We start from the raw sequence: 15202 nt of genomic DNA on the forward strand, positions 1-15202 counted from the left end.
GACATGGCTGACGAAATCAAAACACTCGACGGTCTCGAAGCAGCCGTCACCGACGATATCGGCGGTGTCCAGGGCACGCCCGAACAGGCGCCCCGCGAACCCGTCCGCGACGAGCTGGGCCGCTCCTATGCCACCGGCAAGCGCAAGGACGCGGTCGCCCGCGTCTGGATCAAGCCCGGCTCGGGCAAGGTTTCCGTGAACGGCAAGGAAATGAACAAGTACTTCGCCCGCCCGGTGCTGCAGATGATCCTGCGCCAGCCGTTCACGGTGGCCGGCGTCGAGGACCAGTTCGACGTCATGGCGACCGTCTCGGGCGGCGGCCTGTCGGGCCAGGCTGGGGCTGTCAAGCACGGCATCTCCAAGGCGCTGCAGCTTTATGACCCGTCGTTGCGCTCGCCGCTGAAGGCCGCAGGCTTCCTGACCCGCGACAGCCGCGTGGTGGAGCGCAAGAAATACGGCCGCGCCAAGGCCCGCAAGAGCTTCCAGTTCTCCAAGCGTTAAGCTTTGGGTTCAGAGTCTCGGAAAGGGCCGTCCGGGTGGGCGGCCCTTTTTCGTGCGAAAGAGATCTTTTCAAAATGAGCGACTTCGGCGCGCCGTATCTGTTGGATTGGGGGCCTGCCCCCAAACCCCCGGGATATTTTTGGCCAGAAGAAGAGTGGGGGCGGATCCTATTGGTCTGGCGGCAACATCCCCAATCCACGCAGGTAGATCCCGATGCCGGATTCCAGCAGGTCCTCGGGCGGGAAGGGGCTTTGAGTGCCGGGCGAGTTGCGGGCGAAAAGCTCGACGACGCCGTGCGACAGCGCCCAGACATGGGCCGAGACCATCGCGGTGGGCGGGCGCTTGTCCGGCGGGATATGGGCCGAGAGGCCCTCGGCCGCGCGTTCCAGCACGGCGCGGGCGCGGCCCGACACGGCGGCCAGATCGGCGTTGCGATTGACCGAGATCCCGCTTTCGAACATCGCGATGTAATGGCCGGGGTATTTCCGGGCGAAGGCGAGATAGGCGCGGCCCGTGGCGGAAAACGCGCTGAGCGCAGTCCGCCCGGTGCCATAGGCGTATTCGATCACGTCCGCGAAGATCTCGTATCCCTGGCGCGCCGCCTCGGCGATGAGGTCCTCGCGCCCGCTGAAATGGCGATAGACCGCCGCCGGGGTCACGCCCGCCTGCTTGGCGGCCTCCGACAGGGTGAAGCCGGTCGGGCCTTTTTCCTCGATCAAGGTCAGCGCCGCATCGACCAGCGCCTGGCGCAGGTTGCCGTGGTGATAGCCGCGCTTAGGCATCCCAGATCTCGGGCCCGCCGCAGACGGACGCATCGGGACTGCCCACCGATTTCGGCAGCTTGCGGTCGTAGTCGATATTGAGCAGCACATGCCGGATAGCCTCGGTCCGCGCCCGCCGCTTGTCGTCCGAGCGGACGACGGTCCAGGGGGCATGGGTGCTGTGCGACCGCGCCAGCGTCTCGGATATCGCCTCGGAATAGGCGTCCCACTTCTTCAGGCCCTCCACGTCGATCCAGCTGAGCTTCCATTGCTTCAGCGGATCGCTCTCGCGCTTCATGAAACGGCGCAGCTGTTCGGCGCGGCCCACGTTCAGCCAGAACTTGAAGAGGTGGATGCCCTCGTCCACCAGCATCTTTTCGAAATCGCCGACCTGGTGAAAGAAATGCTCGCGCTGGTCGTCGGTGCAGAAACCGAAAACCTTTTCCACCACCCCGCGATTGTACCAGGACCGGTCGTAGAACACCATTTCGCCGCCCGTCGGCAGGTGATCGATATAGCGCTGGAAATACCATTGCGTGGCTTCCGTCTCGGTCGGCTTGGGCAGGGCGACCACGCGCGCGCCGCGGGGGTTGAGGTTTTCGCGGAACCGCTTGATCGTGCCGCCCTTGCCGGCCGCGTCGCGGCCCTCGAAGACGCAGACGACCCGCGCGCCGCTTTCCTTGACCCAGGCCTGCAACTTGACCAGTTCGATCTGAAGCCGGTGCAGATCCTGATCGTAGGCCTTGCGCGGCATCCGGTCGGAATGCGGGTAATCGGGCGACAGGATATCGCCCTTGTCGGCCCGGCGGATGGCGTTGCGCACCTCCTCGGGGGCCTCGGAGTTGAAATAGGTGCTGATCGCGCCGTCGAAAGGCAGCTTCATGGGCCACTCCCTTGATTTCGGGGCAACTATGAGATGTTAAGCGGCTTAACGCAATCCGGCGCGAGAGGCCGCGCGGTCGATTGCCGCGACACTCGCCCTGGGCCGGACATGATGCGGCATGTGGCCCACGCCTTCCAGAACGGTCAGATTGCCATTGCGCAGTTGTTTCGACAGCGGGATCGAGTGTACCTCCAGCGGTACGGTGTCGTCCGCATCGCCATGCACGATTTCGACCGGCATCCGCAGCACGTCGCGATATTGCTGCGACATCGCCACGATATGCGGGCGCAGGCCCAGCACCTGCTGGCCATTGGCCCGCAACGTCTCGCGGCGCAGGGTCAGGCCGGGGCCGAGATAGTCCGAATAGCCGCGCGGGGGCTTTTGCGGCGCGAAGGTGCCCGCGATGCTGCGCTGCACCCGCTCCGCCGACGCCAGCGCGGTGATGAGCGGCACCGCCGCCGCCCCGCCGAGGGCGGTACCGGTCACGTTGTAGAAGGTGCCAAGCTCGCCGGGCCAGGGGTTCGACACGCTCGCCAGCAGGACGAGCGCCGAGGTCTCCTGTGGCGCGTTCAGCCCCCAGGCCAGCGCCACGGCCCCGCCGAAACTGTGGCCCACCACCACGGGCCGCCGCACGCCGACCTGGCGGGCGGCCTTTTGCAAGAGTGCCGCCTGTTCGCGCGGGGACTCGCCCTCGGTGCTGCCCACCCCGCCATAGCCCGGCAGCCTCTCGGTATACCCCAGGCCCGGCCGGTCGAAGGCAATGACCCGGTAGCGCGGTGTCAGCCGTTTCGCCAGGTCGAATGTGAAGTCACGCAAATTGCCGCCCGCACCGTGGATCAGCACCACGTCCGGCCCCGACCCCTCGACCCAGACATGCACGCGGGTGCCGTCCACCTCGATGAGGTGGCCCAGCGGCGGGTGGGCATCCTCGGCCGAGCGTTCCTTGACCTCGGCCAGCCCGGCGCAGCTCGACAGCAATGCCACCGCGCCAAGCGCCGCCAGTACCAGCTTGCGTTTCATGTCCAAACCCGCTCCCCGAACGATCCTTGCCACCTACCGGCGGGAACCTAGCCCGATTTGCTGCATATCAAAGGCGGTGGTCTGGTAGATCTCGTTGATCCAGTTGCCGTAAAGCAGGTGCGCATGGCTGCGCCAGCGGTTCTGCGGCGGGCAGCTCGGATCATCCCCGGGGTAATAGTTGCACGGCACGTTGATCGGCGTGCCCTGGGAGACGTCCCGGTCGTATTCCTGTTTCAGCGTGTCGCTGTCATATTCCAGGTGATTGAAGATATAAAGCGCGCGCGCCGTGTCGTCCCGCACCAGGCAGGGGCCCACCTCGTCGCTGTCCAGGAGAATCTCCAGCCCCGGCACCGCCTCGATCTCGGCGCGGCGCATCTCGGTCCAGCGGCTGACCGGGATCACGCAATCGTCGGAAAATCCACGCAACAGGGGCGAGGCCGGCGCCATGTTGCTGTGCCGGAAACAACCGAACGCCTTGGCGTCCAGCAGGTGCTTTTTCACGCCGTGGAATTGGTTGATCATCGCCATCCCGCCCCAGCAGACGCCGAAGGTGGAATGCACGTGCGTCTGGGTCCACTCGAAGACGCGCATCAGCTCGTCCCAATAGGTGACATCGGTGAACTCCAGGTGCTCGATCGGCGCGCCGGTGATGATCAGCCCGTCGAACTTCTCGCCCGTCGCCTCGACCTCTGAAAAGGGGCGATAGAAGCTCTCCATGTGGTCGGCGGCGGTGTTCTTGGTGCGATGCTCGGACATGCGGATCAGGCTCAGATCGATCTGCAGCGGCGTCGCGCCGATCAGGCGCGCGAACTGGTTCTCGGTCTGGATCTTCTTGGGCATCAGGTTCAGCAGCCCGATCCTCAGGGGCCGGATATCCTGTCGCGCCGCCTGATCCTCGTCCATCACCATCACGCCCTCGCGGGTGAGGACGTCAAAGGCGGGCAGGCTGGCAGGGATCTTTATGGGCATTGGGGAACCTGTATCGGGAATCCGCGATAGATAACTGTTTATCCGCTACGCTCAAGGGCCCGGGCGACCAGCGCCTCGAACCTGTCCGCGGTTGTGACCTGCGCCACCTCGTCATGATCGAGCGTGATGCCCCATTTCTCCATCGCCGCATAGCGCGGCGCGCGGTGGGCCAGCGCGCGGGCATAGGTCCAGCGAATGAAGTGATCGGGTTCAACATCGCCTTCCTCGACGTTGTTTTCGCTAAGGTATTCCGCCCATGCGCCGGCCAGGAACTCTGGCTGGTAACACATCGGCTTGGGCGCACGGTCGAACCGGCGGATCAGTTCTTGCCGGTGCGCCTCATCGCCCTTCAGCCCGATCAAAAGACAGTGAGAGGACAGTTCCGTCAGGATCGGATCGTCCGGATCGTCTCCATCCACCCATTCACAGATCGACCCGCCGGTGTCGCAGACGAAATGCGGATAGCCATACAGCCGCCCGGCACGCTCGATGAAATGGCCGGTATCCATCAGCGCGTTCACCTCCGCCCGGCGAAACTGTTCCTGCCGCACGCGGTATTCGTCGATCGGCAATCCGCCCTTGTCCGGATCGCCCGGTTTTCCCAGGTAGGTCGAGACCGGCGACAGGTTCTCGAACGTGATGTTCGACCCGATATAGATCGAATCCGTCATCAGCAGGTTGCGCAGGAACGGCACCTTCATCGCGTGCGCCTTGGCGTTGTCGGCGATCAGCTCGCCCATATAGCGGGTGCCGATCCGGTAATCGATGGAATAGTGAAACCAGTCGCCCGCATCGCGCAGCATGTTCGACAGGTGGGTCTTGCCCAGGCCCGACATGCCGTAGAACAGCACCCGTTTGTGCGGCGCATCGCGCCAGTCCTGCGCGGTCTGATAAATCATGGTCCGGCCTCTCCTTATCGCCGCTTTGGTAGACAGCGCTGCGGCAGGCGTCAAACCTCAAAGCGATAGGCCAAAAGAAAAACCCCGCCGGAGTGGACGGCGGGGTTTTCCGATCTTTCGTCGCGTGAAAGCTCAGAAGTGATAGCCGAACTTCAGGCCCAGGCTGACGGCGGAGTTGTTGTCGAAATTGCCGCGTGCCGTGTCCGGTGTGCCGGTCTCGGGTTGCGCGTCGCCCAGCCACGTGTAACGGATACCGCCCGAGACATCCATCTTGTCGTTGATCCTGTACTCGCCGCCCACGGTCAGCCCGATCTGGCCGCTGGTCGGGGCCAGCGGCGATACCAGGTCGTCGCTGCCGCCATCCTCATAGGAAACCGACACGCTGCCCGAGAACTTCTCGGTAAAACGCTTGCCGACGCCGATCTCGTAGGTGACGACGTTGTCCAGCTCGGCCAGGTTCGGCACCAGCGGGTTCGGCGGGTCCAGAGAGAACGCTTCCCACTCGGACCAGCGCACGGACCCGAAAAGCAGGGTGCTCTGGTTGATGCCAGATTGAACCGCCAGTTTTACGCTCTGCGGAAGCTCGGACTCGGTGATCCCGACCGGGGTCCCGATGTTGTCCGTCGTTCTCAGCGAGATGTCGACCGACGAGTGGTATGTCAGTGCAGCACGCAGGGCGATATCGGGGATTTCATAGGCCGCACCAGCGACATAGCCCGCACCCGTGGTGTCGGCAAATTCCACGTTATAGCCGCTCAGCGGACCATAGGCGAGGCCCGACAGGGTGATTCCGCCGCCAGCTGTCACGAAGCGGGGACCACCGTAGACAGAGAACCGATCGGTGATCTTGTAACGCACGAGCGTGGTCAGGGCGTGCGTCTCGGCGTCGGCACGCGTGCCGCCCAGCAGCGTCGTCGCCGGGTTGCCGCCATAGCGCACGTCTGCGCCATAAGGTTGGTCGTAGATCATCGCCAGCGACAGCTTGTCGTTGAAGTCGAGCTTCACCGCGAACCCGGCCTGCCCGTAGTCACCGCCGACATTGCTGATCGGGTTGCCCAGCAAGTCCGAGCCGGTCACGTCGGGCATGGTGAAGCCATAGGACAGTTCGGCATAGTTGCCTTGCTCGAACAGCGGGTCGATGGGGGTATAGCTGCGGTCCAGTCCGCCCGCGTGGGCGGCGCCTGTCGCAAGGCCGAGAGTGGTGGCGGCCAGTGCCAGTTTTTTCATGAGTTCCTCTCCTCCAGAACATTGAGTTCACACTACTGTTACGTGTGAAAACCGGTCAATTTTTACCCGACGTCATGAGTCGAGGAGCAGGGGACGTGCGTGCAAGAATGTCACAGCTTCGGTCTCAACCGAACCGAAGCGTTCACCTCTTGCGGGTCTCCGCCCAGAGGTTCAGGTAATTGGCCCCGAAAATCAGGACCGCGCCGACGAAGACGAACACGCTCACCGCCTCGTTATAAACCAGCAGGCCCACGATCGCGATCACCGGCAGCCGCATGAAGTCGATCGGGCTGACCAGGGTGGCGGGGGCCAGCGCCAGCGCCGAGGTGATGCAGAAATGCGCCGTCAGCCCGCAGATGCCGATCGCCACCAGCCACGGCAGGCTTTGGGCCGAAGGCAGGGCGATATCGCCGTCATAGCCCGCGCAGATCAGCCCGAACACCACTTGCATCAACGTCATGTAGAACAGGATGCAGGCCAACGTCTCCGTCCGCGTCAGCCGCTTGGCAAAGATATACGTGCCCGCGAAACCGATGGCGCAGGCGGCCGCCGCCAGCGTGCCGATATTCAGTGTCTCGGGGCTGGGCCGGGCGACGATCAGGATGCCGATGAACCCCAGCACCGCCGCGATCACGCGGATGCGCGTCATCCGTTCGCCCAGCATCAGGGGCGACAGGATCAACACCCACAACGGCGTGGTGAATTCCAGCGCGAAGACCTGCGCCAGCGGGATCATGGTGATCGCGAAGAACCACAGGTTCTGACCGGTGAAATGAAAGACGTTGCGCAGCAGATGCGTTCCGGTCTTTTGCGTCGGCAATTCGTGCAGCCGCCCTGTCAGCAGCACGACAGCAAGTACCACCACCAACCCCACGATGCTGCGAAACATCATGATTTCAAAGGTATCAAGCTCGAAGCTCACCTCCCGCCCTGCCACCGCCATCAAGGTGAAGGATGCCACGGCACCCATCATGAACAGCCCCGCGCGCAGGACCTGCGGCGCAGGCTCCGCCGTCTCGGTCATTCCCATTCGATGGTGCCCGGCGGCTTCGAGGTAATGTCATATGTGACCCGGTTGATACCCTCGACCTCGTTGATGATCCGCGTCGCGGTCTCGCCCAGGAAATCGTGGCTGAACGGGTAGTAATCGGCGGTCATGCCGTCCACGCTCGTGACAGCGCGCAGGGCGCACGCATAGTCATAGGTGCGCCCGTCGCCCATCACGCCCACGGTGCGCACCGGCAGGATCGCGACGAAGGCCTGCCAGATCTCGTCGTAAAGCCCGTGCTTGCGGATCTGGTCGATATAGACGGCATCCGCCTTGCGCAGGATCTCCAGCTTGTCGCGGGTGATCTCTCCGGGGCAGCGGATCGCCAGGCCCGGGCCGGGGAAGGGGTGGCGCCCGATGAAACTGTCGGGCAGGCCCAGCTCGCGCCCCAGTATGCGGACCTCGTCCTTGAACAATTCGCGCAGCGGCTCGACCAGCTTCAGCCCCATTTTTTCGGGCAGGCCGCCCACGTTGTGGTGGCTCTTGATCGTCACGCTGGGGCCGCCGGAAAAGCTGACCGATTCAATGACATCCGGGTAGAGCGTGCCTTGCGCCAGGAATGCCGCGCCCTCGATCTCGTCGGCGTATTTCTGGAACACGTCGATAAAGAGCTTGCCAATGATCTTGCGCTTGGTCTCGGGGTCCGAGACGCCGTCCAGTTCGCCCAGGAACAGGTCCTGCTCCTGGGCGTGGATCACGCGCAAGTTCATGTGATCGCGGAACATGCCCACGACCTCTTCGCCCTCGTTCAGGCGCAGCAGGCCATGATCGACGAAGACGCAAGTGAGGTTCTCGCCGATCGCCTCGTGAATGAGGGCCGCGGCCACCGAACTGTCGACGCCGCCCGACAGCGCGCAGATCACTTTCGAGTCGCCCACCTGCTCGCGGATCGCCTCGACCATCTCCTCGCGATAGGCGGCCATGGTCCAGTCACCCTTGAACCCCGCACGCTTGACGAAATTCTCGTAGAGCGTGCGGCCATTGGGGGTGTGATGCACTTCCGGATGGAACTGAACCGCATAGAAATCCCGCTCAAGATCGGCGGTGATCGCAAACGGCGCATGTGGCGAGGTGCCATAGACCGCGAAACCGGGCGCAAGCTCGGCCACGTGATCGCCATGGCTCATCCACACCTGCTCGCGCTCGCCCAAAAACCAGCCCGCCAGCAGGTCGATGCGCTCGTCGGTGGGCGACACCCAGGCCCGGCCGAACTCTGCCGTGCCGCCGCCGCCCGAGATCTTGCCGCCTTCGACGCGCCCGCCCAGGTCCTGCATCATGACCTGCTGGCCATAGCAGATGCCCAGGATCGGCACGCCAAGGTCATAGACCGATTCCGGTGGGCGCGGCGCGCCGTCGCGTGTCACCGTGTCGGGACCGCCGGAAAAGATCACTGCCTTGGGGGCGAACTCCTTGAGGAAATCGTCGGTGACGTTCTGAAACGGATGAATTTCGCAATAGACGCTCAGTTCACGCAGGCGGCGCGCGATCAGCTGCGTCACCTGGCTGCCGAAGTCGATGATGAGGAGGCGGTCATGCTGGGTCATGCAGAGGCCATATGAAAAGCCCGTGTGCGATGCAACAGGTTTGAGCGTGCTTGACCCAGCCTCGCATGAACATGACGCACCACCACATCGCGTAGGGTGGGCGAGAGCCCACGCGCACCTGCCCGCCGCCAGCTTTCATCCCCGCCGAATGTCGTTATAGACCGTGAAACGGCGCAAATCTCCCGCGACTCGGTCGCGTTAGTGGATATTTAAGGGGACAGTCGCACCCTGTCATGGGTGCAAGTCCACGTTGGGGAACCAGAATATGGCCGAAGCAGCAGCTCGCAGACGGGCCCGGGGCGGAGGCGGCGCAGCCCGCCGCGCAGAGCGTACCGCCGTCAGCATCGAAACCGCCAAGTATATCGAGCGCAAGATCCCGAACTACGAGATCCTCAACGACGAGGCGCTCGAAATGATCGAGCACAACGCCGAAACCGTCCTGGAAGAGATCGGCGTCAATTTCGTCGAAAACCCGCGCGCCCTGCAGATGTGGAAGGACGCGGGCGCCGACGTGCAGGGCGAGCGGGTGCACATTCCCCGCGGCCTCGCGCGAGAGTTGATCAAGACCGCGCCGTCCGAGTACACCCAGCACGCCCGCAACCCCGAGCGCAATGTCGTGGTGGGCGGCAACAACCTCGTTTTCGCCCCGGTCTACGGCCCGCCCTTCGTGCGCGACAGCGCCGGCGGCCGGCGATACGCGACGATGGCCGATTTCGAGAAGTTCGTGAAACTGGGCTACATGTCCAAGTGGCTGCACCATTCGGGCGGCACCGTGTGCGAACCCACCGACATCCCCGTCAACAAGCGGCACCTCGACATGCTGCGTGCCCACATGGTGCTGTCGGACAAGCCCTTCATGGGCTCGGTCACCGAGCCTTCCCGCGCGCAGGACAGCGTCGACATGTGCGGCATCCTCTTCGGCAAGGATTTCGTGCAGCAGAACACCGTGATGACCTCGCTCATCAACATCAACTCGCCGCTGACCTTCGACGAGGTGATGATGGGCGCGATGGAGGTCTACGCGAAAAACAACCAGGCCTGCATCGTCTCGCCCTTCATCGTCGGTGGCGCCATGGCGCCGGTGACCGTGGCCGGCACCCTGACGCAGGTTCTGGCCGAGGCGCTGGCCGGCGTGGCCTTCAACCAGCTCTGCAATCCCGGCGCACCCGTCATCATGGGCGCGTTCGTCACCTCGATCGACATGAACTCCGGCGCGCCCACCTTCGGCACGCCAGAGGCCGCGCACATCACCTATGGCGCGGGGCAACTCGCCCGGCGCCTCGGGCTGCCCTACCGTTCGGCGGGGTCGTTCAACGGCTCCAAGCTGCCCGACGCGCAGGCCGCCTACGAGACCGCCAACAGCCTCAACATGGGGCTTCTCTCCGGCGTCAATTTCATGCTGCACTCCTGCGGCTGGCTCGAAGGCGGGCTGGTCTCCTCGTTCGAGAAGTTCGTGATGGATGCCGACCAGCTGGGCGTCTACCACCACCTCGCCAAGGGCATCTACACCGACGAGAACGGCCAGGCGATGGACGCCATCCGCGAGGTCGGCCCCGGCGGGCACTACCTTGGCTGCGCCCATACACAGGCGAACTTCAAATCGGCCTTCTGGCGCTCGGAAATGCTCGACTACAAACCGTTCGAGCAATGGGCCGACGAGGGCGCGCAGGACACCATGGCGCTGGCCGTAACCCGGGTCGAAAAGCAGCTGGCGAACTACCAGCAGCCTCATCTCGACCCCGGCGTGCTCGAGGCGCTCGACGCCTATATCGCCGAGAAAAAGGCCTCGATGCCCGACGCCTTTTCCTGAACTGTCATCCCACCGGCGCGGGCTCTGCCGCCTGCGCCGGTGCAGTGGCCGGGTCGGCCGTCTCGGCGCGCAGCAGCCGCGCCTCTCCCATCAAGGCGATCAGCACGTCTAGATGCCGCGCGACGGCATAGTCCGCCTGCCGTGCCCGCCGCGCCGCGTCCAGCTCCGCCTCGAGCCCGATCAACTGCGCCAGCGCCGCGCGGTGTCCCGGCGCCGTTCCGTGATCCAGGTGCCGGGCCAGGTGCATGTCCCGGCGATACTGCGCGGCCCCGATCCGCGCCGCGTTGATCAAAAGGCGGGGCCGCTTCAGCGTTTCGAGATGGGCAAGCAGGTCGGTCATGGCGTCGCACTCCTTTTTCGTTTGTCCGGCATACTTGGTGCCATGACGCACGTGGGCGTTGCGCGAATCCGGTTGGTTGCGCTCGGCGCTGTGGCCAATTGTTTACACCCAGGAAACCACTGTTGCCGAACTGGCTTTAAATTAACGAACTGGTAACAAAGTCGCCTATAGGTTGCATTCTGCTTGTGGATAACTCTGTGGGCGTTTTGGGGACAACTGATCCTGTCGCAAGAGATCGGGCCAAGGAGGGAAACGGATGAGCGATACACGCATGGCGGGCCCTCCCGCCTCGCAAGATCTGTCATGGGTGCCGACGGCGGCCATCAACTATCTCGCCCATATCGAGGGCGGCACGTCGATCCGGGCGCTGGCCCGAAAGCTCGGCTGTCATGCCTCCACCGTCTCCCGGCAGGTCCGTGCGTTGGAGGCTCTGCGCGACGATCATCTCGTCGACGAGGCGCTGCGCCGCCTCGGCGCTCAGGTCATGTCCCACGCCGATGCCGGTTCGTGCAGCAAGGAGACCCGCATGACCGCGCCCCTGACACCTTCCGAAACCAAGATTACCCTGACCGAAACCCGCCTCAACCGAGAGGCGCTGCGCGTGCTGCGCCGACTGTGCGAAAGAGGCGCCGTGCTGGCCGTGGCCACGGAAATGGACAAGGCCGTCGTGGTGCGCGAATCCGAGGCCGGGCAGAACCGCACGGCGGTGGTCGACCGCGACATCGCCGAGGCGCTGGCGCTGAAATCCTGGATCAGCTGCGACAGCCCCGGCCTGATCTCGCGCTATGCCATCACCGGGGCAGGGCGCAGCGCGCTCGGCCAACTCATTGCGCAGGCGGAGAACCACGCGCAGGGGTTCGAGGAAAGCCAGGCCGCATTCCTCGGACGACCCGACGCCGGCACGCCCGACGAAGACGACGCCCAAGAACGGCGCCGCATCCGCTACGGCATCGCCGAGTCGCCTCTGATCCTACTGTCACGCCGCCGCAACCGCGACGGCAGCCGCTTTCTGCCGGCCGAACTCGTCCGCGCCGGCGAACGCCTGCGCGAGGATTACGAGATGGCGCTGTTTAACGAAATGCCCCGCGACGCCTGGCCGGACATCCTGACCGGCGCCGCGCCGCTTGCAACCGCGGCGCCGCGGAACGGCTCTGCCCAGGCTGCACAGTCCCGCGTGATCGGTGCACTGCGCGATCTCGGGCCCGGGCTGGCGGATGTGGCGCTGCGCTGCTGCTGTTTTCTCGAAGGGCTCGAGACGACCGAGAAGAAGCTCGGCTGGTCGGCCCGCTCGGGCAAGATCGTGCTGCGCATCGCGCTGCAACGGCTCAAGCGGCATTACGAAGAGCTGGGCGACAGCGCGGGCCTGATGGGGTAGCGACGGGGCAGGCGCGGCTCAGCCGCCCACCAGCCAGCCGACGCCGAAGGCCGCGACCGCACAGATCGCGCCCACCATCAGCGTCTCGCCCACGCAGCGCCCCATCCGTTCGCCCGTCGCGTTCCAGCGCAGCATGCCAAGCGCCACCAGCGCCGCCGCTGTTGCCCCGATCGACAGCAGAAAGGTCGTCTGCGTGGCCTCCAGAACGAAATAGGGAAACAACGGAATCGCCCCGAACACGATGAACGAGCCGAAAGTGAAGAGCCCGCTCAGCACGGGGCTGTCCTCGTCGGGGTCCTGCATCCCGAATTCGTAGGTCATCATCAGGTCGGCCATGATCTCGGGATGTTTCGACATGATCGTCGCCGCCGTGTCGGCCTCTCCGGCGGGCAGGCCGCGCTGGCGCAAAATCTCGAAAAGCTCCATCCGCTCATGCTCGGGATCGGCCGCGATCTCGCGCAGCTCGCTGGTGCGCCGCGCGCGGTAGAGGTCGTGCTGCGACCGCAGCGACAGGAATTCGCCCAGCCCCATGCTGATCGCGTCGGCAAAAAGGTTGGCAAGGCCGAAGACCAGAACCGCGACGCCGCCGATCTGCGCCACGCCCTCGGCCTGGGCGCCGGCGAAGCCTGCCACGATGGCGAAGGTGGTCACGATCCCGTCATTGCCGCCATAGACGATCTGCTTCAGGTATTCCTGCGTCTGGCTCAGTCGGTGCGCCTCGCGCCGGTGCCGCTGCCAATCCATCCTGTCCCCGCCTCATGCCTCGCGCGCCAGCATAAAGCGGCGCGGCGCACGCGCAACCGGCCATACCGCCCGGTGCAAGGCGCCCGCGCGGACGGGGCACGGGCGTATACCGTCCTTGCTGGGACGGCGGGAGGTGGGACACTCGTTACGCGCGAATCCGTCACTTGCATGACGGGTTTGCATCACTGGAACTTCCCACCGCGGTGACTTATAAATAGAGTGTGTTACCAAAGGATTTGCGGGGAAAAATTCGTGCGCGATCTCAAGATCCCGGACCAGCGCCACCCTGAAAAGGCGCACCGGCCCGACAACGCCCAACCGAAAAAGCCCGACTGGATTCGCGTCAAGGCGCCGGTCGGCAAGGGCTATCTGGAAACCCACCGGATCATGCGCGAGCACAAGCTGGTCACGGTCTGCGAGGAAGCGGGCTGTCCCAATGCCGGCGAATGCTGGAACCAGGGCCATGCCACCATGATGATCATGGGCGAGGTCTGCACCCGCGCCTGTTCGTTCTGCAACATCGCCACCGGCAAGCCGCCCGAGGATCTCGACCCGTTCGAGCCGGGGCGCGTGGCCGACGCGGTGCAGAAGCTGGGGCTCAATCACGTGGTCATCACCTCGGTGGATCGCGACGATGTCACCGATGGCGGGGCCGAGCATTTCGCCCAGACCATCCGCGCCATCCGCCACCGGTCGCCCGGCACCACGATCGAGATCCTGACGCCGGATTTCCTGCATTGCGACCCGGCTGTGCTCGAGGTCGTGGTCGCGGCGCAACCGGATGTCTTCAACCACAACCTCGAAACCGTGCCGGGGCTTTATCCCGAGGTCCGCGCCGGCGCCCGCTACTTCCACAGCCTGCGCCTGCTGCAACGCGTCAAGGAGCTCGATCCGGGCATCTTCACCAAGTCCGGCATCATGGTGGGCCTGGGCGAAGAGCGTCAGGCCGTGCACCAGGTGATGGACGACATGCGCGCCGCCGATGTCGATTTCCTGACCATCGGCCAATACCTTCAGCCAACGCCCAAGCACCATGCGGTCGACCGCTTCGTGCATCCTGACGAGTTCGCGGCCTACGAAAAGGCGGCTTATGGCAAGGGCTTCCTGATGGTCTCGGCCACGCCGCTCACGCGGTCGTCCTATCACGCAGGCGACGACTTCGCCCGCCTGCGCGACGCGCGGATGGCCAGGCTGGGGTAGGGGCGCCGCGGCCCGTCGAAACCGGCCAGAGATCCCGGATCAAGTCCGGGATGACGTCCGCGTGAGAGACGTGCCGGACAAAACCAACGCCAGCCCATCCCGGACATGATCCGGGATCTCCCGTCCGAAAACAAAAACACCGACCTCGCCGGGCCGGTGCTGAACAGACATATTTGCGTTTCGTCGCGCGGGTCTTAACGGCCCCAGCTGCGGACCGGGCCGCAATCCATGTGCACGAAGTTGGAGCCCGAGTAACGGCCCACTCCGCCGCCGCGACAGGCCGAAGCCGCACGGAACATCTGGTTGACCGAGCGCGAGTGCATCCGCAGGTCCGCCGCCTGGCCTTGCAGGTGGCGCGAATTCTTGGCCACACCGCTGGAGCGCGAGCGCAGCATCGCGTTTGTCTTGGGGCTGCGGTAGCCGGAGAGCAGAAGATAGGGCTCGTTCACATCCATCAGGTTGTGGGCCGCTGCCATGATATCCATCGTGCGCATGTCGATGTGGTGGACGTCGTTGGTGCGCCAGTCGCGCATGAAGAGGTTGATCTCCTGGACCGCGTCCTTGATGTATTCCCCTTCGATCCAGTAGATCGTGTCGATCTTTTCACCGGTGCGGGGCGAGGCCATGGTCAGGCGGCGAATGTCGCCTGCGCCCCGAAGGAACCCTGCTGCGTTGGAAAACGTTGGTGCTGCGACCACTGTCGTAGCTGCAAATGCACCCAGTAACGCACGCCGCGTTACGCTCGTCGAGCTTTGATCGGTCATGTTGTTAGCGCCTGTCCCGTCGCTTGCCTGTTGCCGCGTTAAGTAGCGGCTCTGTTCATCTCATCCCCAGATGTAGGAGTGTTATTGCATATCGGGATTCGGTTACCAAGGGGTGAA

Annotated in this window: 15 protein-coding genes; 4 read left to right on the plus strand and 11 right to left on the minus strand. The window is 64.5% G+C overall.

The features are described from left to right. Positions 1–3 precede the first annotated feature (3 nt). On the plus strand, positions 4–501 hold the full coding sequence (rpsI, locus tag ACSQ76_RS11010; RefSeq protein WP_306129357.1) for a 30S ribosomal protein S9: 498 nt from the start codon (positions 4–6) through the stop codon (positions 499–501). A 167-nt stretch (positions 502–668) separates the two neighbouring features. On the opposite strand, the gene ACSQ76_RS11015 is transcribed toward rpsI, so the two are convergent. From ACSQ76_RS11015 to guaA, 8 genes are all read right to left on the minus strand, one after another. Further along, positions 669–1283, minus strand: coding sequence for a TetR/AcrR family transcriptional regulator (locus ACSQ76_RS11015; RefSeq protein ID WP_437156612.1), 615 nt, complete (start codon positions 1281–1283; stop codon positions 669–671). Beyond that, a complete protein-coding gene (gene ppk2, locus ACSQ76_RS11020; protein WP_437156613.1) occupies positions 1276–2145 on the minus strand; it encodes a polyphosphate kinase 2 in 870 nt (289 codons plus the stop codon). The genes ACSQ76_RS11015 and ppk2 overlap by 8 nt, the downstream gene beginning before the upstream one ends. Positions 2146–2190: 45 nt before the next feature. After that, positions 2191–3165 carry an alpha/beta fold hydrolase gene (locus ACSQ76_RS11025; RefSeq protein WP_437156614.1) on the minus strand — a complete coding sequence of 325 codons (975 nt, stop codon included), beginning with the start codon at positions 3163–3165 and terminating at the stop codon, positions 2191–2193. Positions 3166–3198: 33 nt separating this feature from the next. Continuing rightward, complete coding sequence (gene metA / locus ACSQ76_RS11030) at positions 3199–4134, minus strand: homoserine O-acetyltransferase MetA (RefSeq protein ID WP_437156615.1); 936 nt, start codon at positions 4132–4134, stop codon at positions 3199–3201. A gap of 38 nt (positions 4135–4172) precedes the next feature. Next, positions 4173–5033, minus strand: coding sequence for an ATPase (locus ACSQ76_RS11035; RefSeq protein WP_437156616.1), 861 nt, complete (start codon positions 5031–5033; stop codon positions 4173–4175). 132 nt (positions 5034–5165) lie between these two features. After that, a complete protein-coding gene (locus tag ACSQ76_RS11040; protein ID WP_437156617.1) occupies positions 5166–6260 on the minus strand; it encodes an OmpP1/FadL family transporter in 1095 nt (364 codons plus the stop codon). 142 nt (positions 6261–6402) lie between these two features. Then, complete coding sequence (locus ACSQ76_RS11045; protein WP_437156618.1) at positions 6403–7290, minus strand: DMT family transporter; 888 nt, start codon at positions 7288–7290, stop codon at positions 6403–6405. Further along, complete coding sequence (gene guaA, locus ACSQ76_RS11050; RefSeq protein ID WP_437156619.1) at positions 7281–8852, minus strand: glutamine-hydrolyzing GMP synthase; 1572 nt, start codon at positions 8850–8852, stop codon at positions 7281–7283. Before guaA ends, ACSQ76_RS11045 begins: the two co-directional genes overlap by 10 nt. A 265-nt stretch (positions 8853–9117) precedes the next feature. Between guaA and ACSQ76_RS11055 the strand changes: the two genes are divergently transcribed. Then, complete coding sequence (locus ACSQ76_RS11055) at positions 9118–10662, plus strand: trimethylamine methyltransferase family protein (RefSeq protein ID WP_437156620.1); 1545 nt, start codon at positions 9118–9120, stop codon at positions 10660–10662. 4 nt (positions 10663–10666) lie between these two features. Here ACSQ76_RS11055 and ACSQ76_RS11060 read toward each other — a convergent pair whose 3' ends face one another. Next, entirely contained in the window at positions 10667–11002 is a 336-nt protein-coding gene (locus ACSQ76_RS11060) for a DUF6477 family protein (protein ID WP_437156621.1), read from the minus strand. Positions 11003–11258: 256 nt separating this feature from the next. Between ACSQ76_RS11060 and ACSQ76_RS11065 the strand changes: the two genes are divergently transcribed. Next, entirely contained in the window at positions 11259–12377 is a 1119-nt protein-coding gene (locus ACSQ76_RS11065; RefSeq protein ID WP_437156622.1) for a DUF6456 domain-containing protein, read from the plus strand. Positions 12378–12395: 18 nt separating this feature from the next. Here the strand turns inward: ACSQ76_RS11065 and ACSQ76_RS11070 are convergent, their stop codons facing one another. Further along, positions 12396–13121, minus strand: coding sequence for a VIT1/CCC1 transporter family protein (locus tag ACSQ76_RS11070; RefSeq protein WP_437156623.1), 726 nt, complete (start codon positions 13119–13121; stop codon positions 12396–12398). A gap of 252 nt (positions 13122–13373) precedes the next feature. Between ACSQ76_RS11070 and lipA the strand changes: the two genes are divergently transcribed. Next, entirely contained in the window at positions 13374–14321 is a 948-nt protein-coding gene (gene lipA, locus ACSQ76_RS11075; RefSeq protein WP_437156624.1) for a lipoyl synthase, read from the plus strand. Between the two features lie 194 nt (positions 14322–14515). On the opposite strand, the gene ACSQ76_RS11080 is transcribed toward lipA, so the two are convergent. Further along, entirely contained in the window at positions 14516–15085 is a 570-nt protein-coding gene (locus tag ACSQ76_RS11080) for a YcbK family protein (protein ID WP_306129371.1), read from the minus strand. Between the last annotated feature and the right edge of the window lie 117 nt (positions 15086–15202).

The sequence above is a fragment of the Roseovarius sp. B08 genome, assembly GCF_051417955.1.
Lineage (GTDB): Bacteria > Pseudomonadota > Alphaproteobacteria > Rhodobacterales > Rhodobacteraceae > Roseovarius.